18 protein-coding genes are annotated in these 21,283 nt (G+C 67.0%); 4 read left to right on the forward strand and 14 right to left on the reverse strand.

The genetic code is table 11. From position 1 onward, the window contains the following. Positions 1-3,210, forward strand: coding sequence for an efflux RND transporter permease subunit (locus AC5P66_RS10760; RefSeq protein ID WP_495216297.1), 3,210 nt, complete (start codon positions 1-3; stop codon positions 3,208-3,210). Between the two features lie 95 nt (positions 3,211-3,305). On the opposite strand, the gene AC5P66_RS10765 is transcribed toward AC5P66_RS10760, so the two are convergent. The 9 genes from AC5P66_RS10765 to AC5P66_RS10805 form a co-directional block, all read right to left on the reverse strand. Then, positions 3,306-5,078, reverse strand: a complete 1,773-nt coding sequence (locus AC5P66_RS10765; RefSeq protein WP_180880106.1) for a DUF885 family protein — start codon at positions 5,076-5,078, stop codon at positions 3,306-3,308. A gap of 266 nt (positions 5,079-5,344) precedes the next feature. Further along, entirely contained in the window at positions 5,345-5,692 is a 348-nt protein-coding gene (locus AC5P66_RS10770; RefSeq protein ID WP_049415940.1) for a lipid-A-disaccharide synthase N-terminal domain-containing protein, read from the reverse strand. Next, positions 5,692-6,414: a glycosyltransferase family 2 protein gene (locus tag AC5P66_RS10775; protein WP_049415938.1), complete on the reverse strand. Its 723-nt coding sequence runs from the start codon at positions 6,412-6,414 to the stop codon at positions 5,692-5,694. The genes AC5P66_RS10770 and AC5P66_RS10775 overlap by 1 nt, the downstream gene beginning before the upstream one ends. Before the next feature lie 90 nt (positions 6,415-6,504). Further along, positions 6,505-7,470 (reverse strand): NAD-dependent epimerase/dehydratase family protein, encoded by a 966-nt coding sequence (locus AC5P66_RS10780; RefSeq protein ID WP_049415935.1) that lies wholly within the window; start codon positions 7,468-7,470, stop codon positions 6,505-6,507. 45 nt (positions 7,471-7,515) lie between these two features. After that, on the reverse strand, positions 7,516-8,250 hold the full coding sequence (locus AC5P66_RS10785; protein WP_049415934.1) for a suppressor of fused domain protein: 735 nt from the start codon (positions 8,248-8,250) through the stop codon (positions 7,516-7,518). Positions 8,251-8,376: 126 nt separating this feature from the next. Next, entirely contained in the window at positions 8,377-9,300 is a 924-nt protein-coding gene (locus tag AC5P66_RS10790) for a ParB/RepB/Spo0J family partition protein (protein WP_049415931.1), read from the reverse strand. Then, on the reverse strand, positions 9,300-10,097 hold the full coding sequence (locus tag AC5P66_RS10795) for a ParA family protein (protein WP_049415928.1): 798 nt from the start codon (positions 10,095-10,097) through the stop codon (positions 9,300-9,302). Before AC5P66_RS10795 ends, AC5P66_RS10790 begins: the two co-directional genes overlap by 1 nt. A gap of 112 nt (positions 10,098-10,209) precedes the next feature. Then, a complete protein-coding gene (rsmG, locus tag AC5P66_RS10800) occupies positions 10,210-10,848 on the reverse strand; it encodes a 16S rRNA (guanine(527)-N(7))-methyltransferase RsmG (protein ID WP_005420388.1) in 639 nt (212 codons plus the stop codon). Positions 10,849-10,887: 39 nt separating this feature from the next. Further along, positions 10,888-11,487: a 4'-phosphopantetheinyl transferase family protein gene (locus tag AC5P66_RS10805; protein ID WP_049415926.1), complete on the reverse strand. Its 600-nt coding sequence runs from the start codon at positions 11,485-11,487 to the stop codon at positions 10,888-10,890. 84 nt (positions 11,488-11,571) lie between these two features. Here AC5P66_RS10805 and AC5P66_RS10810 point away from each other — a divergent pair, with 84 nt between their 5' ends. Then, complete coding sequence (locus AC5P66_RS10810; RefSeq protein WP_025878785.1) at positions 11,572-11,823, forward strand: GlsB/YeaQ/YmgE family stress response membrane protein; 252 nt, start codon at positions 11,572-11,574, stop codon at positions 11,821-11,823. 71 nt (positions 11,824-11,894) lie between these two features. Here the strand turns inward: AC5P66_RS10810 and xth are convergent, their stop codons facing one another. The 4 genes from xth to AC5P66_RS10830 form a co-directional block, all read right to left on the reverse strand. Beyond that, on the reverse strand, positions 11,895-12,662 hold the full coding sequence (xth, locus tag AC5P66_RS10815) for an exodeoxyribonuclease III (RefSeq protein ID WP_099494915.1): 768 nt from the start codon (positions 12,660-12,662) through the stop codon (positions 11,895-11,897). Between the two features lie 162 nt (positions 12,663-12,824). After that, entirely contained in the window at positions 12,825-14,234 is a 1,410-nt protein-coding gene (locus AC5P66_RS10820) for a coniferyl aldehyde dehydrogenase (RefSeq protein WP_495216299.1), read from the reverse strand. A gap of 199 nt (positions 14,235-14,433) precedes the next feature. Beyond that, entirely contained in the window at positions 14,434-16,098 is a 1,665-nt protein-coding gene (locus AC5P66_RS10825; RefSeq protein WP_111096680.1) for an MFS transporter, read from the reverse strand. A 145-nt stretch (positions 16,099-16,243) separates the two neighbouring features. Further along, on the reverse strand, positions 16,244-17,671 hold the full coding sequence (locus tag AC5P66_RS10830; protein ID WP_049412032.1) for a DcaP family trimeric outer membrane transporter: 1,428 nt from the start codon (positions 17,669-17,671) through the stop codon (positions 16,244-16,246). A 245-nt stretch (positions 17,672-17,916) separates the two neighbouring features. Here AC5P66_RS10830 and acs point away from each other — a divergent pair, with 245 nt between their 5' ends. After that, the gene (gene acs, locus AC5P66_RS10835; RefSeq protein WP_049412029.1) at positions 17,917-19,860 is read left to right on the forward strand and encodes an acetate--CoA ligase; all 1,944 of its coding nucleotides are present in this window, start codon (positions 17,917-17,919) and stop codon (positions 19,858-19,860) included. Positions 19,861-19,940: 80 nt separating this feature from the next. Beyond that, the gene (locus AC5P66_RS10840; protein WP_006477308.1) at positions 19,941-20,606 is read left to right on the forward strand and encodes a response regulator transcription factor; all 666 of its coding nucleotides are present in this window, start codon (positions 19,941-19,943) and stop codon (positions 20,604-20,606) included. A gap of 102 nt (positions 20,607-20,708) precedes the next feature. On the opposite strand, the gene AC5P66_RS10845 is transcribed toward AC5P66_RS10840, so the two are convergent. Beyond that, positions 20,709-21,164: an REP-associated tyrosine transposase gene (locus tag AC5P66_RS10845; protein ID WP_099494912.1), complete on the reverse strand. Its 456-nt coding sequence runs from the start codon at positions 21,162-21,164 to the stop codon at positions 20,709-20,711. Positions 21,165-21,283 lie beyond the last annotated feature (119 nt).

The raw sequence follows: 21,283 nt of genomic DNA on the forward strand, positions 1-21,283 counted from the left end.
ATGTTCAAGCTGATCATTGAAACAGCGGTGCGCCACCGCTGGCTGGTGGTGTTCATGGCGGCGCTGATCGCCGCCGTGGGCCTGTTCCAGCTGGGCAAGCTGCCGATCGACGCCGTGCCGGACATCACCAACCGCCAGGTGCAGATCAACACGGTGGCCCCTGCACTGACCCCGGAGCAGATCGAACGGCAGGTGACCTATCCGCTGGAAACCGCGCTGGCCGGCATTCCCGGCCTGACCACCACGCGTTCGCTGTCGCGCAATGGCTTCTCGCAGGTCACCGCGATCTTCACCGATGCCACCGACATCTACTTCGCCCGCCAGCAGGTGGCCGAACGCATGCGCGAGGCATCGGAAGACCTGCCCGATGGTGCCTCGCCGATGCTGTCGCCGGTCACCACCGGCCTCGGCGAGGTGCTGATGTGGACAGTGGACTTCACCGCGTTCGATCCGGCCAAACTGGCCAAACCCGATGAAGCGGGCTGGCAGGCCGGCGAGGTCTACCGCACGCCGGAAGGCAACCTGCTGCGCACGCCGGAAGAGCGCGCGACCTACCTGCGCACCGTGCAGGACTGGATCATCGCGCCGCAGATGCGTTCCAGCCCGGGGCTGGCCGGCGTCGATACGGTCGGCGGCTACGTGAAGGAATACGGCGTGCATCCGGACAGCGCCAAACTGGCCGCGCATGGCCTCGGCCTGGCCGACCTGGTCACTGCCCTGCAGCGTTCCAACGTGCAGGCCGGTGCCGGCTTCGTACAGCGTGCCGGCGAGGGCCTGGTGGTACGTGCCGACGGCCTGGCGCTGACCACCGACGACCTGGCGCAGGCACCGGTGGCCACCCGCAATGGCGTGGTGGTGCGCGTGGCCGATGTGGCCACGGTGGAACTGAGCCGCGCGCCGCGGCTGGGCGCGGCCAGCCGCAACGGCCATGAAGCCGTGCTGGGTACCGCGCTGATGATCGCCGGTGGCAACAGCCGCACCGTGGCCCAGGCCGCGGCGGCGCGCCTGGAACAGGTGAACAAATCGCTGCCGGCCGACATCGTGGCCGCGCCGGTGCTGGACCGCAGCGTGCTGGTCAATTCCACCATCAAGACCGTGGCCAGGAACCTCACCGAGGGCGCGCTGCTGGTGGTGGTGGTGCTGTTCCTGCTGCTGGGCAACCTGCGTGCGGCGACGATCACCGCGCTGGTGATTCCGCTGTCGTTCCTGTTCGCAGTGATCGGCATGAACCGCTTCGGCATCAGTGGCAACCTGATGAGCCTGGGTGCACTGGACTTCGGCATCCTGGTGGACGGTGCGGTGATCGTGGTCGAGTCGACGCTGCTGATGCTGGGCCAGCGCCGCGCCGAACTGGGTCGTGCGCTGACCGCGATGGAACGGCTACGCGTGGCCGCCGATGCAGCGCTGAAAATGGCGCGACCGGCGGCGTTCGGCCAGCTGATCATCCTGCTGGTGTTCGCGCCGATCCTCACGCTGGAGGGCGTGGAGGGCAAGACGTTCCACCCGATGGCGGCCACGTTCATGCTGGCCCTCGTCGGTGCCTTCCTGTTCTCCTTCACCTTCGTGCCGGCGATGACGGCGCTGCTGGTGCGCGAGCCGAAGCTGAAGGACGGCGATGCACATGCGGACGATGGCGAGCACGAAACCAGGCTGATCCGCGTGCTGCGTGCGCGCATCGAGCCGGTGATCCGCAAGGCTGTGGCGCATCCGCGCACGGTAGTGGCCAGTGCGGTGATGATGGTGGTGGTGGGCATCGGTTCGTTCTCGCTGCTGGGCCGCGAGTTCATGCCGACGCTGGACGAAGGCAACGTGGCGATGCAGGCGTTGCGCGTGCCGTCGACGTCGCTGGAGCAGTCACTGGCCATGCAACTGGCGTTGGAAAAGGTGATTGCCAAGCAGCCGGAAGTGGAAACCGTGTTCTCGCGCACCGGTACCGCCGAGGCGGCCATCGACCCGATGCCGACCAACATTTCCGACAGCGTGATCGTGCTGAAGCCGCGCAAGGACTGGCCCGATCCGACGCTGGCCAAGGACGCGCTGGTGGCCCGCTTCGAAACGCTGGCTGGGCAGCAACTGGGCAACAGCTTCGAGTTCAGCCAGCCGATCGAGCTGCGCTTCAACGAGCTGATTTCCGGCGTGCGTACCGACCTGGCCGTAATGATCTTCGGCGATGACTTCAGCCAGCTGCAGAAGGTGGCCGACCAGGTGGCGCTGAAGCTGCGTGCGGTGAACGGCGCGGCCGACGTGCGGGTGGAGCAGATCTCCGGCCTGCCCACGCTCAACGTGGCCATCGACCACGTGGCGGCGGCGCAGTACGGGCTGACTGCGGCGGATGTGAGTGATGCGCTGTCCACCGGCATCGGCGGTACCGCGGCGGGCAAGATCTTCGAAGGCGACCGCCGCTTCAACGTGGTGGTGCGCCTGGATGATGCCGCGCGCAACGATCCGGATCAGTTGGCGTCGCTGCCGATCGCCACGCCATCAGGGCTGGTGATTCCGCTGTCGTCGGTGGCGCGCATCACGGTCAGCGAAGGGCCGAACCAGATCAGCCGCAACAACGGCAGCCGCCGCGTGGTGGTGCAGGCCAACGTGCGCGGCCGCGATCTGGGCGGCTTCGTCGGCGAGGCGCAGGCCGCGGTGGCCGACGTGGCGCTGCCGCCGGGTGCCTACCTGACCTGGGGCGGTCAGTTCGAGAACCTGCAGCGCGCCGAGAAGCGGCTGGCGACGGTGGTACCCGTTGTGTTCCTCCTGATCGGCAGCCTGCTGTTCATGGCCCTGCGCAGCGGCAAGGAAGCCATTCTGGTGTTCAGCTGCGTGCCGTTGGCGCTGGTCGGCGGCATCCTCGCGCTGCTGCTGCGGGGCATGCCGTTCTCGGTGTCGGCGGCGGTCGGCTTCATCGCCGTTTCCGGCGTGGCCACGTTGAACGGCCTGGTGCTGATGCAGGCGATCCGCGAGCGCCTGGACGCCGGTGACCTGCCGCTGCAGGCAGCGATCAACGGTGCCTCCAGCCGCATCCGCGCGGTGCTGACCACGGCACTGGTGGCAATCGTCGGCTTCATCCCGATGGCGATTGCCAGCGGTTCCGGTGCGGAGGTGCAGAAGCCGCTGGCGACGGTGGTGATCGGTGGCCTGATCACCGCCACCGTGCTGACCCTGCTGGTGCTGCCGACCTTCGCTGCACGGGTGGCCAAGCCGCGGGCGGTGGGCTGAGCTGAGAGGGGGTCGGAGCCCTTTCCGCGGGAAAGGGATCCGACCCCGTGACCGGGTCGGATTGCCGGCCAGCGGCCGGCACTACCCGGTAACGGTCAGGCCTTCTTGCGCTCGGCGATGTAGGCCTGGATCTGCTGTTCCAGCACCGGCAGCGGCACCGAGCCCTGCTTGAGCAGGGTGTCGTGGAAGCCCTTGATGTCGAACTTGTCGCCCAGCTCCTTCTCCGCCTGCGCACGCAGGCGCACGATGGCGATCTCGCCCAGCTTGTAGCTCAGCGCCTGGCCCGGCCAGGAAATGTAGCGGTCCACTTCAGTGGTCACTTCATGCTCGCTCAGCGCGGTGTGGTCACGCAGGTAGGCCAGCGCCTGCTCGCGGCTCCAGCCCTTGCTGTGCACGCCGGTGTCGATCACCAGGCGCGCGGCGCGCCACATCTCGTAGGTCAGGCGGCCGAAATCCTCGTACGGGGTTTCGTAGATGCCCATCTCCACGCCCAGCTTCTCGCAGTACAGCGCCCAGCCTTCGCCGTAGGCGGAGATGTAGGCGTTGCGGCGGAACTCGGGCAGGTTCTTCTGTTCGGCGGCGATCGCGCCTTGCAGCGAATGGCCCGGATCGGACTCATGCAGGGTCAGCGCCGGCAGGTTGTACAGCGGGCGCGACGGCAGGTTGTAGGTGTTGAGCCAGTAGGTGCCCATGCCACCGCGGCCGGCGGTCCAGAACGGGGCGATGTCCGGCGGCACCGGCACGATGGTGAAGCGTGCGCGCGGCAGCGTCATGTACTTGCCCAGCTGGCCATCGGCCCGCTTGGAGATCCACGCGGCGCGCGACAGCAGCTCTTGCGGTGTCTTGGCGTAGAACTGCGGATCGGTACGCAGGAAGGTCAGGAACTCGGCGAAGCTGCCCTTGAACTTCACCTGCCTGATGATGTCGTTCATCTCCTTCTGGATGCGTGCGACTTCCTCCAGGCCGATGCGATGGATCTCGTCCGGCGACAGGTCCAGCGTGGTGTACTCGTGGATCTGCTGCCGGTAGTACGCCTTGCCATCGGGCATCGCTTCGGCGGCCAGGGTGGTGCGCGCCTGCGGCACGTACTCGTTGACGAAGAAGGTGCGCAGCTGCTGGAACGCCGGCACCACCTTGCCGCTGATCGCCGCGCGCGCCTGCGCCTGCAGCCTGGCCTGCTCGGCGGCCGGGATGGTGCTGGGCAGTTTCTTGAACGGCGCGTACAGCGGCGATTCGGTCGGGTCCTTCAGCTCGGCGACGGTGGCGATGGACACTTCGCGGCCATCCAGCACCGCGCGCGGCACGCTGAAGCCGCGCTTCAGGCCAGCGCGCATGTTCTCGGTCTGCTGGCCGAAGTAACGCGGCACGTCGTTCAGCCGTGCGATGTAGTTCTGGTAGTCCTGCACGGTCTTCATCTCGCGCCGGGCCATGAAGGACAGGTTGGACCAGAACGAGGAATCGGCGTTGAACGGCATTTCGTAGCCGCGCAGGCGCGTCTCTTCGGCCAGGTTGAACACCTGGTCGTGGTAGATCGCGTAGTTGACCTGGTTGTCCGGCGACAGGGTCTTCGGGTCGATCTTCTTCAGTGCGGCCAGGGTCTCGTCCCACACCTTCAGGCGTGCCTGCTGCGCGGCCGGGCCGACGTCAGGCATGCGGGTGGCGTTGGCCGGAGCGTCCTCGTCCTCGCTGGCCTCGCCACCTCCCTGCTGGCGCCACTTCCACTCCTTCTCGTACAGCGCGCGGAAGGCGGCGTCGGCAGGCGATTCGGCGGCCACGCTGGCCGGTGCGGCGGTGGCGGCGGGTGTGGCCACGGCCACGGCGGGGGCGGACAGGGCGAGCAGCAGGGCGACGGCAAGACGGGTTTTCACGAGCACAGGTTCCCGGGAAGGCAGGCCCCGATCATGGCACCGCCCACGGTCCAAGGCATGGGACGAAGGTCCTGCTTGCAGCGCAGGCAGGACCGGGAACCGGCCGCAAGTAGGGGCCCCAGCGCCGGAGGCGCGTGGTAGAGCCGACTGGGTAGAGCCGACCGTTAGTCGGCTGCTCTTCCGCCAGACGCGGCAAAGCCCGCGCTCAGCGCGAAAGTCGACTGACAGTCGACTCTACCCACGGCAGACCGCATCCCGGCGCAGCCTCAGTGGCTGGCCCTGTCGCGCTTCCAGCCGCGGTGCTTGATGTCCAGGTGCAGGCTGTACAGGGCGGTAAACGCCGGGAACAGGTTCTGCAGCACGCCCACCGAGTCCTGCTTGGCCGAGAACAGGAAGTAGCTCAGCGTCATCAGGCTGCCGATCACGCTCATGTACCAGAACAGGCGCGGGATGACGGGCTTGCCGGCGCGCTTGGAGGCGATGAACTGGACCAGCCAGCGGCCGCCGAACATCAGTGCGCCGGTGTAGCCGATCAGCTTCCAGCCGGTCACATGCAGGCCGGTCCAGTACAGCCAGGTCAGGGGCTGATCCAGCCAGTGCAGCTCCAGATCCATCAGCGCTCCTCCACCGCGGTGCGCTTGCTTCGGGTGATCAGCCAGGCCACGCCACGCAGGTCGCGGATGCCGACCAGCGCGCGGCCGAGGTTGTTGTACTTGGACACCCCGGCGGTACGGTGGCGGTGGTTGACCGGCACGCTGGTGGTCTTCCAGCCGGCACGCTGCATCAGCGCCGGCAGGTAGCGGTGCATGTGGTCGAAGTACGGCAGGTCGAGGAACGCGCTGCGTTCGAACAGCTTGATGCCGCAACCGGTATCGGGCGTGTCGTCGCGCAGCATGCGCGCACGGATGGCGTTGGCCCACTTGCTGGCCCAGCGCTTGCTGCCGCTGTCCTGGCGGTTGACGCGCCAGCCGGCGAACAGCTTCACCTGCGCGTCGGCGGCGTCGCGTGCAGCGAGCAGCTTGGGAATATCGGCCGGATCATTCTGGCCATCGCCATCCAGGGTGGCGATCCACGGCGCCCGCGCATGCTTGACACCGGTCCGCACGGCGGTGCTCTGCCCGCTCTGGTTCACATGGTGCAGCACGCGCAGTTCCGGGGTGGTCGCCTTCAGTCCCTGCAGCACCGCCAAGGTGTCATCGCGCGAGTGATCGTCGATGTAGACGATCTCGAACGGCAGCCGGCCACGCAGCGCGGCGGTGATTTCGGCGACCAGCGGGGCGACATTGTCGCGCTCGTTGAATACCGGGACGACGACGGAAAGCTCGGGTTGGCTCATAAGGCACTCGGCCAAAGGGGGGACAAAGACCGCGCATTCTCCGAAACCGAGGTTATCCGAAGATGAACCCGGCGGCGTGAGGATCCGTCCTCAGGCGCGATCGCCAAAATACTCGCGGCACCACTGCACCACAGGCGGCAGACCTTGTTCGATCGGGGTCACCGCATCGAAGCCGAAAGCGTCATGTGCGCGCCGGGTATCGGCCATCGTGCGCACCATGTCGCCGGGCTGCATGGGCTTGTAGACCTTCTGCGCAGGGCGGCCGGCGGCCTGCTCGATCACGCTGATGAAGCGCTCCAGCTCGACCGGCGTATGGTTGCCGAGGTTGAACACCCGGTGCGGCACCGGACCGTCGGCCGGATGCGCGAGGGCGCCGAGGATACCGGAGACGATGTCGGAGACATGTGTGAAATCGCGCTGCATGCGGCCTTCGTTGAACACGTCGATCGGCCGACCGGCCAGCACTGCGCGCGAGAACAGCAGCGGTGCCATGTCCGGCCGGCCCCACGGGCCATACACGGTGAAGAAGCGCAGCCCGGTGGCATGCAGGCCGTACAGCTGCGCGTAGGTGTAGGCCATCAGCTCGTTGGCCGCCTTGGTCGCCGCGTACAGCGAGCGCGGCTGGTCCACGCGCTGGTCTTCGGAAAACGGCGGCGTGGCCGAATCGCCGTAGACCGAACTGCTGGAGGCATACACCAGGTGCTGCACGCCACGGTGGCGGCACAGCTCGAGCATGTTGACGAAGCCGACCAGATTGCTGTCGACGTAGGCATGCGGGTTTTCCAGCGAATAGCGCACGCCGGCCTGCGCGGCCAGGTGGATCACCGCGGTCGGCTTCACCTCGTCGAACAGTGCGGCCAGGCCCTGCTGGTCGGTCAGGTCCAGGGTGCGCAGGTCAAGCGCCGGACACAGCGCGGCCACGCGGTCACGCTTGATCTGCGGGTCGTAGTAATCGTTGAAGTTGTCCAGGCCGACCACGGCCTGGCCGGCCTCCAGCAGCGCGCGGGCGGTGTAGGCACCGATGAAGCCGGCAGCGCCGGTGAGCAGGATGGTCATGGCAGGGGCCTGGGAACGAAGTTCAGGCCCCTGATGTTACCGGTCTCAGAACAAACCGAAACGCTTCTTCGCCACGTTGGTGCGGCCGGGCTCGATCAGATCGTTGATCTGTTTCGCATCGAAGCGGTCGAGCAGGGCGTCGGCGCCCTTCTTCAGCTTCAGATCCATCTCTTCGGGGTACAGCGGAACCAGGCTCATGAAGCTGATGGTCCTGCCATCCTCCAGCTCCAGCGTGGCGAAGTCCTCCGGGGCGGTCACCGGCGGCAGCACGATGGCACCGTCGAAACCCACGCCCGGCGCATAGGGCTCGCTGGGATGGCCGTTGGGAATGGTGTGGCCGAAGCCCAGCCAGGTGTCGTACTCGTGCGGCAGCCGCGCCATGCCCTTCAGCAGGCGCACCGGCCAGTAGTTGCGCTCATCCTCGAAGGCGTCCTGGGACATCGGCCAGTCGGCCGGCAGGGTCACCATCAGTTCCATGTAGCGCGGCACGTCCGCATCCACCTCGGCGGGCACGGTCATCGGCAGGTCACTCATGCCGGAAGTGACCAGGCGCAGGTACGGGCAGTGGTCATTGGCCGGCACCACGTGCACGTCGATGTGCACCAGGTCGGAGATGATTTCATGGAAGACACCGGACACCGGGCCCAGATGGCGTTCGATGTGGGCACTGATCGCCTCGATGTGCCGTTCTTCGCCGATGGCGAGCACGAAGTCCTTCTCACGGCGGTGTACCAGTATCTGGGTGCCGTCCGGGCTGACGTCCTCGTAGTCGTTGCTCATGTCCTGCTCCCTGGATGAGGCCACGGGCCGGAAGGCAGTGCATTCCCCCGGCGCGCGTGGCAGTGCGTTCCCTGTCATTCGCCGGGCGCGGCAGGAACAGGCCGCCCCCCCGACGCGGCGCCGGGCTCAGCCCTGGCGCGTGCGCAGTTTTTCCAGCACGCCGTCCAGGGTGTCCAGGTCGGTGTAGTGGATGATCAGCTTGCCCTTGCCGCCACGGCCGTGGCTGATCGCCACCTTGGCGCCGAGCGCTTCGGACAGCTCGGTTTCCAGCGAGGCAATGTCGGCCTGCTGCACCTTCGGCGTGGCCACCGGACGGCTGCTCGGCACCTTGCCGGCGGCGAAGGCCTGCGCGCGCCGCTCGACCTCACGCACCGACCAGCCTTCGTCGGCCGCTTCCTGGGCCAGCTTGCCGGCCAGTTCGGGGGCCAGGGTCAGCAGCGCGCGGGCGTGGCCCATTTCCAGGCGGCGGGTTTCCAGCAGCAGGCGGATCGCCACCGGCAGTTCCAGCAGGCGCAGCAGGTTGGACACCGCCGCGCGCGAGCGGCCGACGGCCTCGGCGGCCTCGGCATGGGTCAGGGTGAACTCGCTGATCAGGCGCTGCAGCGCTTCGGCTTCTTCCAGCGGGTTGAGGTCTTCGCGCTGGATGTTCTCGATCAGCGCCATCGCGATGACGGTGCGGTCTTCCAGCTCGCGCACCACCACCGGCACTTCGTCCAGCCCGGCCAGCTGCGATGCGCGCCAACGGCGTTCACCGGCGACGATTTCGTAGTTGCCCGCCGGCAGCTGGCGCACCAGGATCGGCTGGATCACGCCCTGCGACTTGATCGAGTCGGCCAGCTCGGACAGCTTGCCCTCGTCCATCTCGCGGCGCGGCTGGTACTTGCCCGGCTGCAGCTGGCCGACCGGCAACTTGCGCAGCACTTCACCCGGCAGCGGCTCGATCACCGCGGTGGTGGCCTGCACCTGGCTGACCGCGCCTTTCGGGCCCAACAGCGCATCCAGACCACGGCCGAGGCCTCGCTTCTTGGCTGCCGGCTTGCTGCTGGTCATCAGACGATCTCCACGGCCTTGCCGGCCTTGTTGCGTTCGTTGTTGCGGCGGATGATCTCGCCGGCCAGGCCCAGGTAGGCCACGCCACCGCGCGAGGCACGGTCGTAGCCGACGATGCTCTGGCCATGGCTGGGTGCCTCGGCCAGGCGCACGTTGCGCGGCACGATGGTGCGGAACACGCGATCGCCGAAGTGCTCGGTGAGCTCGGCCGACACCGCGTTGGCCAGGTTGTTGCGCACGTCGAACATGGTGCGCAGCACGCCTTCGATCTCCAGCGCCGGATTGAGGTTGGCACGCAGCGCTTCGATGGTTTCCACCAGCGCGCTGAGGCCTTCCAGGGCGTAGTACTCGCACTGCATCGGCACGATCACCGAATCGGCGGCGGCCAGCGCGTTGAGCGTCAGCAGCGACAGCGCCGGCGGGCAGTCGATCAGGATGTAGTCGTACTCGTCGCGGATCGGTGCCAGCGCGCGCTTCAGCCGCTGCTCGCGCTCGCTCTGCGCCATCAGCTGGATCTCGGCGGCGGTCAGGTCGATGTTGCCGGGCAGCAGGTCGTAGCCTTCGGCGGTCTGCACGCGTACATCGGCGGCGCTGGACTCGCCCAGCAGCAGATCGTAGGTGGAGGCGGCCAGCTCACGCTTGTCCACGCCACTGCCCATGGTCGCGTTGCCCTGCGAATCCAGGTCGACCAGCAGCACGCGCTTGGGTGCGTTGGCCAGGGAAGCGGCCAGGTTGACGGCGGTCGTGGTCTTGCCGACGCCACCCTTCTGGTTGGCGATGGCGATGATGCGGGCCATGCGGGTGTGCCTCGTCGACGTGTGCTGGGACCGGTCATTATGCGTACAACCGGCCCCTTGCGGAAATCGTGGATCGCCAACCCGTTGTTGCACAAGGGGCTGGCGGCGGGAATCAGGGGCCTGTAACAGTGACAAGGTGGCGTTCGCCGGCCAGGCCGGGCACGCTCAGCGGGGTCACCTCACGCACCTGCCAGCCGGCCGGCAGGTCCGCGATCTCCTCATGCGGGTAGACGCCCTTCATGGCCAGCAGCACGCCGCCGGGCCGCAGCAGGTGGCCACCGACGCGGACGATGCCGGCCAGGGTGTCCATCGCGCGGGCGGTCAGCTGGTCATAACGGCCGGCCTCGTCCAGCGCCTCGGCGCGCGATTCGGCCACGCGGGCATTGCCCAGGCCGAGCTGGCGCACGGCCTCGCGCATGAAGCGCGCCTTCTTGCCATTGCTCTCGACCAGGGTCACCTGCAGGCCCGGGCAGGCGATCGCCAGCGGGATGCCGGGCAGCCCGGGCCCGGTGCCGAGGTCGGCCAGGCTGCCATCGGCCACGAACGGCTGCATCGCCAGCGAGTCGAGCAGGTGGCGGGTGACCATCTCCTGCGGGTCGCGGATGGCGGTGAGGTTGTAGGTGCCGTTCCAGCGGTGCAGCAGGGCCAGGTAGCGCAGCAGCGGCGGCGCCAGCGCGGCATCCAGGCCCATGCTGGCCAGGCCCTGTTCCAGCGTGGCAGCCACGCTGGCGGGAAGTGGGTGTTCGCTCATGCCGGCATTATCGCCGGTTTTGCGCGCTGATTCCCCGCCTCAGTGCGGATACCAGGCCAACGCCGCCCGGAACTCACCGGTGGCCTGCCATTCGTGCAGGTGCCAGCGCGCGGCCTCGCCCAGTTCCGGGTCGCACCAGCGCAGGTGCAGGGCGCCATCGGCCCCCGGCGCCAGCTGCAGGCGGTGCAGGCCGAACGAAATGCCCTGGCCGTGCGCCTTCAGCACCGCTTCCTTGGCGCACCACACGCGGAAGAACCAGTGTTCGCGGTCGGCCTGGTCCAGACTTTCCAGCCAGGCCACCTCCTCGGGGTGGAAGAAGCGCTGCACGATCTCCAGCAGGCGGGCCCGCGGCCGCAGCAGCTCCAGGTCCACCCCCAACCGCACGCCTTCGCCCAGCGCCACCAGCAGCACCTCGCCGCTGTGGCTCCAGCCGGTGCCGTAGTGGGCCAATGCGCCGCTCAGTTCCGGCCGGCCCTTGTCATCGCGGACCAGCGGCAGCGTCTCCGGGTCGGCCCCGAGGGCCTGCGCCAGCACCTGGCGTGCCTGCGGTTCGCCGCGATGGCCGGGCACATGCGGGCGCCGCCAGACCGTCACCGGACCAAAGCGCCACGGGCCGTCGAGGGTGGCTGGCAGGCTCATGCGCACGCGCCCGTCACACGATTGCACGACGGGTTCACGGCCCTGCGCGTCAACTGGTCACCGTTCCCCACCGGAGGTTCGATCATGGGCATCATCATCTGGCTGATCGTCGGCGGCATCGTAGGCTGGCTGGCCAGCATCATCATGAAGCGCGATGGCCAGCAGGGCATCATCCTCAACATCGTGGTCGGCATCGTCGGCGCGCTGATTTCCGGCTGGCTGTTCGGCGGCGGCATCAACGAGGCGATCACCCTCCGCACGTTCCTGTTCTCGCTGATCGGTGCAGTGATCCTGCTGGCGATCGTCAACCTGTTCACCCGCAAGAGCATACGCTGACGCGGCGGTAGCGCCGGCCGCTGGCCAGCGGGCCTTTCAGAACGGGCCCGGCGATGCCGGGCCCCGTTCGTTCAACCGATCTGCACCCACGCCGGCGCATGGTCGCTCGGGCGTTCCCAGGTGCGCGGCTCGCGGTCGATGCCCGAAGCCACCGCACCGCTCTTCAGCGCATCGGAGACCAGGGTCAGGTCGATGCGCAGGCCCAGGTTGCGGCGGAAGCCCGCCGCACGGTAATCCCACCAGCTGAAGGTGCCCGCCTCGTCGTTGTGCAGGCGGAAGCCATCGTGCAGGCCCAACTGCAGCAGCTTGTTGAGTGCGCCGCGCTCGGCGGTGGAGGTCAGGATGTGGTTGTCGTTCCACACCTCCGGATCGTGCACGTCGCGTGCGTCCGGGGCGATGTTGAAATCGCCCATCACGATCAGCTTCGGGTGCCGCTGCAGTTCTCCGGCGATCCAGGCATGCACCGCTTCCAGCCAGCGCAGCTTGTAGTCGTACTTGTCGGTGCCGATGTCCTGGCCGTTGACCACATACAGGTTGATCACCCGCAGGTCGCCGAAGGTACCGGCGATGACACGCTTCTGTTCGTCCTCGAAACCGGGAATGCCGATCTGCACGTCCTGCGCCGGCTCACGCGACAGCAGCGCCACGCCGTTGTAGGTCTTCTGGCCGGCGAACACGCTGCGGTAGCCCGCGCCGATCAGTGCCGAATCGGGGAACTTGTGGTCCTCCAGCTTGGTTTCCTGGATACCGACGATGTCCGGGCCGAAATCCTTGAGCCACTGCTCCAGGTGCGGCAGGCGGACATTGAGCGAATTGACGTTCCACGAGGCGATTTTCATGGGGCCATTCTACCCGGGCCAGCTTTGGTAGACGCCAACCTGGGTTGGCGCATGGCCGCCCCCGTGCCAACCAAGGTTTGCACCCACCGGTAGCGCCGGCTGCTGGCCGGCAACCCCATGAACCGTCGGCAGGACCCCGCAGTTGCCGGCCAGCGGCCGGCACTACCGAAGCAGCAGCTTCAACAACCCCGCAATCTTCGAATACGGCGGCCGCAGCCGGTCGCTGGCCGCCCAGCGCGACTGCCACAGCACCGGCAGCCGCTTGCTCATCGCGTCGAACCCGGCCCGCCCGTGGTACGCGCCCATGCCGCTGGCCCCCACCCCGCCAAACGGCAGGCCATCGGCGGCGAAGTGCAGCAGCGTGTCGTTCACCGTCACCCCGCCGGCCACCACCTGGCCGAGGATACGCTCCACCGTCGCCGTGTCGTGGCTGAAGGGATACAGCGCCAGCGGCCGGTCGCGGGACAGCACGTCAGCCAGCGCCGCCTCCAGGTCCGGGTAGGCCCGCACCGGCAGAATCGGCCCGAAGATCTCCTCGCGCATCAGGTCCAGGTCGTCCGGCGGGTCCAGCACCACGGTGGGCACCAGCAGGCGCTCGCGGTCGGCGCGCGCGTCATCCACCTGCGCCAGCGGAATCACCGGCACCCCGCACTCGCGCGCCTGTGCCAGGTAGCCCTGCAGGCGCTGGTACTGGCCCTCGTTGATGATGCGTGTGTAGTCGTCGGCATTGCTGAAGTCGCCATAGCGCTCGCGCACCTGCTGCTGCAGCGCCTGCACGAACTCCCGCTGGCGCGCGGTATCGATCAGCACGTAATCCGGCGCGATGCAGGTCTGGCCAGCGTTGAACCATTTGCCGGTGGCCAGCCGCGCAGCGGCTTTATCCAGCGGGAAATCGCGACAGACAATCGCCGGCGACTTGCCGCCCAGCTCCAGGGTCAGCGGTACCAGATGCTCGGCCGCGGCGGCCATCACCTTGCGGCCAACGGCCGTCGAGCCGGTGAACAGCAGATGGTCCAGCGGCAGCGACGACACCGCCGCGGCCACATCCGCCCCGCCCTGCACCACCGCCACCCGATCGGGCGGGAACACACTGGCCAGCAGATCGGCCAGGAACGCACTGGTGCGCGGCGTGTGTTCCGAAGGCTTCAGCAGTACGTGGTTGCCCGCAGCGATGGCGGTGGCCAAAGGCACCAATGCCAGCGTGACCGGGTAGTTCCAGGGCGAGATCACCCCGACCACGCCCAGCGGCGTCGGCCGCAGCTGCGCGCGCGCCGGCCACAGCCGCCAGCCGGCACCCACGCGTTGCGGCTTCGACCAGCGCCGCAGGTGGCGGCGCAGGTGGTCAATGGCCGACAGCACGCTCATGCCGTCGGCCAGCTTCGATTCGGTGTGGGCGCGGTGGCCGAAGTCTTCGGCGATGGCCGTGGCCATCTCGTCCAAACGTGGCTTCAGCGCTTCGCGGAGGCGATGCAGGTCTTTCTCGCGCTGGTCCAGCGACGGGCGCTGCGACTGCCAGGCGCTGCGCAGGGTGTGCAGGATGGCGGGGAGGTCGGCTGGGGCGGTGGTGGTCATGGGCCGACTATACGGGGTGCTGCGCAACGCCATGGTAGTGCCGGCCGCTGGCCGGCAATGGGTTCATGTCTGCGGAGATTCATGGGGTTGCCGGCCAGCGGCCGGCACTACCGGAATGCGAGCCGAGTGGGCACGGTCCACAAACAGAAAGGCCGCGGTCTGCACCGCGGCCTTCCCTTCACTGCACGCAACCCACCGGTTATTGGGTGATATCCACGTTCTTGGTCTCGCGCAGGAACAGGCCGCCGATCACCACCGACATCAGTGCGATCGCAATCGGGTACCACAGGCCGTAGTACAGGTTGCCGGTACCGGCCACCAGCGCGAACGAGATCGCCGGCAGGAAGCCACCGAACCAGCCGTTGCCGATGTGGTACGGCAGCGACATCGAGGTGTAGCGGATGCGGGTCGGGAACAGTTCCACCAGGTAGGCGGCGATCGGGCCGTAGACCATGGTCACGTACAGCACCAGCAGCCACAGCATGAAGATGGTGCCGGCGATGTTGATGCGCGCACCATCAGCCTTGGCCGGGTAGCCGGCGGTGGTCAGCGCGGTCTTCAGTTCCGCACCGAACGCATCGGCCTTGGCCTTGCCTTCTTCCTTGGTCAGGCCGGCGGCCTCATACGAGGTGACGCTGGCGCTGCCCACATTCACCATCGCCAGCGAGCCGGCGGCGGCGGGCTGCACGTCGTACGGCACACCGGCCTTGGTCAGCGCAGCGGTGGCCACGTCGCAGGAGCTGGTGAACTTGCGCAGGCCCACCGGATCGAACTGGAACGAGCAGGTGGCCGGATCGGCGACGACCAGCGCCGGCGAGCTGCTGCGGGCTTCTTCGATGGCCGGGTTGGCGAAGTGGGTCAGGCCCTTGAAGATCGGGATGTAGGTGATGGCCGCCAGCAGGCAGCCGGCCAGGATGATCTTCTTGCGGCCGATGCGGTCGGACAGCCAGCCGAAGAAGATGAAGAACGGCGTGCCCAGTGCCAGCGCTGCGGCGATCAGCAGGTAGGAGGTGGTGGCATCGACCTTCAGCATGCTGCTGAGGAAGAACAGCGCGTAGAACTGTCCGCCGTACCAGACCACGGCCTGGCCAGCCGCTGCACCGAGCAGGACCAGCAACATCAGCTTCAGGTTGCCGCCCTTCAGGCTGTCGCGGAACGGGGTCTTGGAGCCCTTGCCTTCAGCCTTCATCTGCTGGAACAGCGGCGATTCGCTCAGCTGCAGCCGGATCCATACCGAAATGCCCAGCAGCAGGATCGACACCAGGAACGGAATGCGCCAGCCCCAGGCCTCGAACGCCTCGTTGCCCAGGGTCATGCGGCAGGCCAGGATGATCAGCAGCGACAGGAACAGGCCCAGCGTGGCGGTGCACTGGATGAAGCTGGTGTACAGGCCGCGCTTGTCGTCCGGTGCGTGCTCGGCCACATAGGTGGCGGCACCGCCGTACTCGCCGCCCATCGCCAGGCCCTGGGCCAGGCGCAAGATGATCAGGATCACCGGTGCGGCAAACCCGATCGAGGCGTAGTTGGGCAGCACGCCGACCAGGAAGGTCGAGATGCCCATGATCAGGATGGTGACCAGGAAGGTGTACTTGCGGCCGATGCGGTCGCCGAGGCTGCCGAAGAAGGCCGCGCCGAACGGACGCACGAAGAAGCCGGCGGCGAACGCCAGCAGGGCGAAGATCATGCCCGTGGTTTCATTGACGCCACTGAAGAACTGCTTGGCGATGATGGCTGCGAGCGAGCCGTACAGGAAGAAGTCATACCACTCGAACACCGTGCCGAGGCTCGATGCGAAGATGACCTTCTTGTGGCCCTTGGTCAGGGTGCCCGCCGCATGGTGCGGGCTTGATGCAGTGCTGGACATGGGACGCTTTCCCTCTGTAGGTGCCGACCGCCGGTCGGCACTCAATCTCGGTAGGTGCCGGTCACTGGACCGGCTCCGCTTTGGGGGTGCCGGTCACTGGACCGGCTCCGCTTTGGGTAGGTGCCGGCCGCTGGCCGGCACGCTCTTAGAAGCTGTACTTCGTAGTGAACTGCAATCGGGTGATGTCACCCTTGTTGCCGTTCTCCACTTCGCGACGGCCATACATCAGCTCGGCGCCGATATCGACCTTGGGCAGCGGCGAATAGAAGATGTTGCCGCGGATGCTCTGCACGCTCTTGGTCACCAGCGGGCCGAGGATGCTGTCGTTGTCGTAGTCGCTGCGCGCGTAGATCAGGTTGGTGCGCAGCTTCGGCGAGAACGCATGCCGCCAGCCGACATAGCCGGCCAGCACGCCGGTCGGGTTGAGCTCGTCGCGGGCCACGTCGTAGGCACTGTCGGCAGTGATGCCCAGGCCAATGTAGCGGGCGATGCCTTCGCCACCGGTCAGCTGGTAATGCAGCGAATCGCTGTCACCCATCACCCACTTGCCGCCCAGCGTCAGGCCGCCGGCCACCTTGTCGGCCTTCGCGCCGGTCGCCTGGTTGTCGACCTTCAACTGGCGGACGATGCCGCCGACACCGAAGGTTCCCCAGTCGCCCTTCCAGCCATAGCGCATGGTCAGATCGGGCAGGCTGCCACGATCGGAGTTGGCGCTGGCGTTGGTCCAGGCGCCGGTGACCGGATTGCGGGTACCGGTGAGGGTGGTGGTTTCCGGGTTTTCCAGCGCGACGCTGAAGCCGCCCTGGGTGTAGCGCACCTGGGCCTGGCGCACGAAGATCACGCCGTCGGTGGGGCCGACGAAGTCGACCGCTTCCGGCAGTGCGGCCGCGTCCATGAAGTTGGACCAGGTCTGGCCGGCCAGCCAGTTGTTCCAGTACATGTAGGCGTGGCGCAGGGTCACGCCATAGGTGTTGGTGGCGGTCTGGTTGCCCAGCGAGTTGCCGAAGAAGTCCATCTCGAAGAACGCACCGGCCTTGTTGCCCGATTCGCTGACGTTGTCGATGCCCAGGTTGAAGCGCGAGAACTTGGCATGGGCGTTGAAATCGGTGCCCGAGCGCTTGCCGCTGCCGCCGGCGCCTTCCACCGGGGTCTGGCCCGGCAGGTACAGCGAACGGCCGGTGGCGTCGTCGGCCAGCTGGCCATCGCTGGTCTGGGTGGCCAGGAAGTCGGCCTTGATGAAGCCGCCGATCTTGACCGTGGTGCCCGGTGCCGCGCCCGGGGTGAGGGTGGTGACCTGGATCGGCTGCTTCCCGGCCGGCACCTGTGCGACCGGTTTCTGCCCGGCCTGCACCGTGCGCACTTCGGTTACCGCCTGCTGGGTCTGGCTGATCTGGGTCTGTTGTTGTTGCTGCGAAGACAGCAGCAGCTGGACCTGGCGTTCCAGTTCGGCAACGCGTGCTTCCAGTGCCTTCTCTTTGGCGGTCTCTGCGAACGCCATGCCCGGTGCGACCAGGGCGACCAGCAGGCAGGCCGCCAAAGGTGTGCGCACGGCTTTCAACGTACGGTGGCTCATGTTGCCCTCTCTCCCAAGTGGCAAGGTGATGCCGCGCGTGGGGCACGGTCGAGCCGAGACTGCGGGGCGATTATGTATAGCGGCTATTCGCCATTGGTCGAACCCGGCCCTGCAAGGCGCTCACTTTCGACCATGGTCTAACCAGGGTGGTGACGCGGCCGGGGGTGGATGGGGCAAACTGAAGGGGATCGGTCGTTGCGATGCTGCGACCGCACATACAAAGTCAACGTGCAAGTGAGGGTGCCATGGCTGATATCTACCCCGTCGATCCGCAGTTCGCCGCCAAGGCACGCATCGACAAGAAGACCTATGAACAGCAGTACCAGGCGTCGGTGGCCGATCCGGATGGATTCTGGGGCAAGGCGGCCGAGCGCCTGCAATGGATGCGCAAGCCGACGAAGATCAAGAACGTCAGCTATGACCTGTCCGACTTCCGCATCAAGTGGTTCGAGGATGGCGAGCTCAATGCCAGCGTGAACTGCCTGGATCGCCAGCTCGAGACGCGCGGCGACAAGACCGCCCTGTTGTTCGAGCCGGATGGCCCGGATGCACCGGCCCAGCACGTGACCTATCGCGAGCTGTACGAGCGCACCTGCCGCCTCGGCAATGCGCTACGCAACCTTGGGGTCAGGAAGGGCGACCGGGTCACCATCTACCTGCCGATGATCGTCGATGCCGCGGTGGCCATGCTGGCCTGCGCGCGCATCGGTGCGATCCACTCGGTGGTGTTCGGTGGCTTCGCGCCGAACTCGATCGCCGACCGCGTCAGCGACTGCCAGAGCAAGCTGATCATCACCGCCGACGAAGGCTTGCGCGGTGGCCGCAGGATTCCGCTGAAGGCCAACGTCGATGCCGCGCTGAAGCTGCCGGGCACGAACACGGTTGAAACCGTGCTGGTGGTGCGCCACACCGGTGGCGCGGTGGACATGCAGGCCCCGCGCGACCGCTGGTTCCACGATGTCGTGGACAGCCAGCCGTCGACCTGCGAACCGGAACGCATGAACGCGGAAGACCCGTTGTTCATCCTCTACACCTCCGGTTCCACCGGCAAGCCGAAGGGTGTGCTGCACACCACCGGCGGCTACCTGCTGTATGCGGCCTACACCCATGAAGCGGTGTTCGACCTGCGCGAGGACGACATCTACTGGTGCACCGCCGACGTCGGCTGGGTCACCGGCCACAGCTACATCGTGTACGGGCCACTGGCCAACGGTGCGACCTCGCTGATGTTCGAAGGCGTGCCGAACTATCCGGACACCTCGCGCTTCTGGAACGTGATCGACAAGCACAAGGTGAGCATCTTCTACACCGCCCCGACCGCGATCCGTGCGCTGATGCGCGAAGGCGAGGAGCCGGTGAAGAAGACCTCGCGCGCGTCGCTGCGCCTGCTCGGCAGCGTCGGCGAGCCGATCAATCCGGAAGCCTGGCGCTGGTACTACGAAGTGGTCGGCGACAGCCGCTGCCCGATCGTCGATACCTGGTGGCAGACCGAAACCGGCGGCATCCTGATCTCGCCGCTGGCCGGCGCGATGGACCTCAAGCCGGGTTCAGCCACCCTGCCCTTCTTCGGCGTGCAGCCGGCGCTGGTCAATGCCGATGGCGAGATCCAGGACGGACCGACCGAAGGCAACCTGATCATCCGTGATTCCTGGCCGGGCCAGATGCGCACGGTCTACGGCGACCACCAGCGCTTCATCGATACGTATTTCCGCACCTACCCGGGCAGCTATTTCACCGGTGACGGTTGCCGCCGTGACGAAGACGGCTATTACTGGATCACCGGCCGCGTCGACGACGTGATCAATGTGTCCGGCCATCGCATCGGCACCGCCGAAGTGGAAAGCGCGCTGGTCTCGCATCCGAAGGTGGCCGAAGCGGCGGTCGTGGGCTTCCCGCACGACGTCAAGGGCCAGGGCATCTATGCCTATGTGACCCTGGTGGCCGAAGAGACCCCCAGCGATGAACTGCACAAGGAGCTGATCGCCTGGGTGCGCAAGGAGATCGGCCCGATCGCCACGCCGGACCACCTGCAGTGGGCGCCGGGCCTGCCGAAGACCCGCTCGGGCAAGATCATGCGCCGCATCCTGCGCAAGATTGCCGAGAACGCGCCGGACCAGCTTGGCGACACCTCGACCCTGGCCGATCCGTCGGTGGTGGCGTCGCTGGTGGACGAGCGCAAGGTGCGCTGACGTACGACCCGGGGTCGGATCCCTTTCCGCAAGGAAAGGGCTCTGACCCCATCTGCTTTCCCCCACGGTTCCCCCCGACCATGACCACCCTCCTGATTGCCGATGACCACCCGCTGTTCCGCGAAGCCCTGCGTGGGGCCGTGCAGCGGGTCATCCCCGGCGTGCAGCTGTTCGAGGCCGACAGCGTGGAAGCGTTGTATGCACTGGCCGACCAGCACAACGACGCCGACCTGGTCCTGATGGACCTCAACATGCCTGGCGCACAGGGTTTCAACGCGCTGGTGCACATGCGATCGCTGCACCCGCACCTGCCGGTGGTGGTGGTGTCCGCGCGCGAAGAGGCCACGGTGATGCGCCGCGCGCTCGACCACGGCGCGCTCGGCTTCATCCCGAAGTCTGCGGATTCGGACACCATCGGGCATGCGCTGGGCACCATCCTCGATGGCGAGACCTGGGCACCGCCGGAAGCGCACAACGTGCCGCCCACCGGCAGCGAAGAACGCGAAGTGGGCCAGCGCCTGCGCGAACTGACCCCACAGCAGTTCCGCGTGCTGCAGATGCTGGGCGCCGGCCGCTTGAACAAGCAGATCGCCTACGACCTCAACGTCTCCGAAGCGACGATCAAGGCCCACGTCACCGCCATCCTGCGCAAGCTGGGCGTGACCAACCGCACCCAGGCCGTGCTGATGGCCGGCAAGCTGGCGATCGACGACGACGCCATTGTGCTGCCGCCGGAAGAAGATTGATCGTGCGGGGCGATGGAGCCGAGCATGGGCTCGGCTCTACAGACTTCATGATGCCCGTGTAGAGCCGAGCCCGCGCTCGGCTGCTCCTGGCCTCAATACCCATCACCCCCAAAGCGGCCATCGACTCCACACATAGGGGTATTCCCCGATGCGCGTGGCCAATCCTGCACGCACGGGATTGGCCGCGATGTACATCGCCTGCGTGCACAGGCACTCATCGCCGCGCAGCGCATGATCGTAGTATCCCGGCTGCCAGATCGGCGCGCTCGCATCAATGCGCCTGGCGATGGATCTTCCACTCCGGGACTTCAGGATCTGCATGCAGCCGGCCAGCGTGCCCGTACGCAACTCGATCAACCAATGCAGGTGGTCCGGCATGATCACCCAGGCCAGGGAGAAGGTACGACCGGTTCGCTCGACTGTGCGCAGCGCTTCGATCAGAAGATCGACGTTGCCCTTGTCACTGAACCAGGGACGACGTGCATGCGTCACCGTGGTAAGCGCATAGACATTTCCAGCATGCGACCAACGACCATAACGGAGTGCGGGACTGGCCATGCGAAGACGCTATGGCACGCGTGACAGCCTCTCCATCAGTGCAACACCGCAATGCTTGTCAGCCAACACCCTGATGTGGAGCCGAGCCCATGCTCGGCTGCCATGCAAAGCAGCCGAGC

The sequence above is a fragment of the Stenotrophomonas sp. YJH_SMC_122 genome (assembly GCF_059369535.1).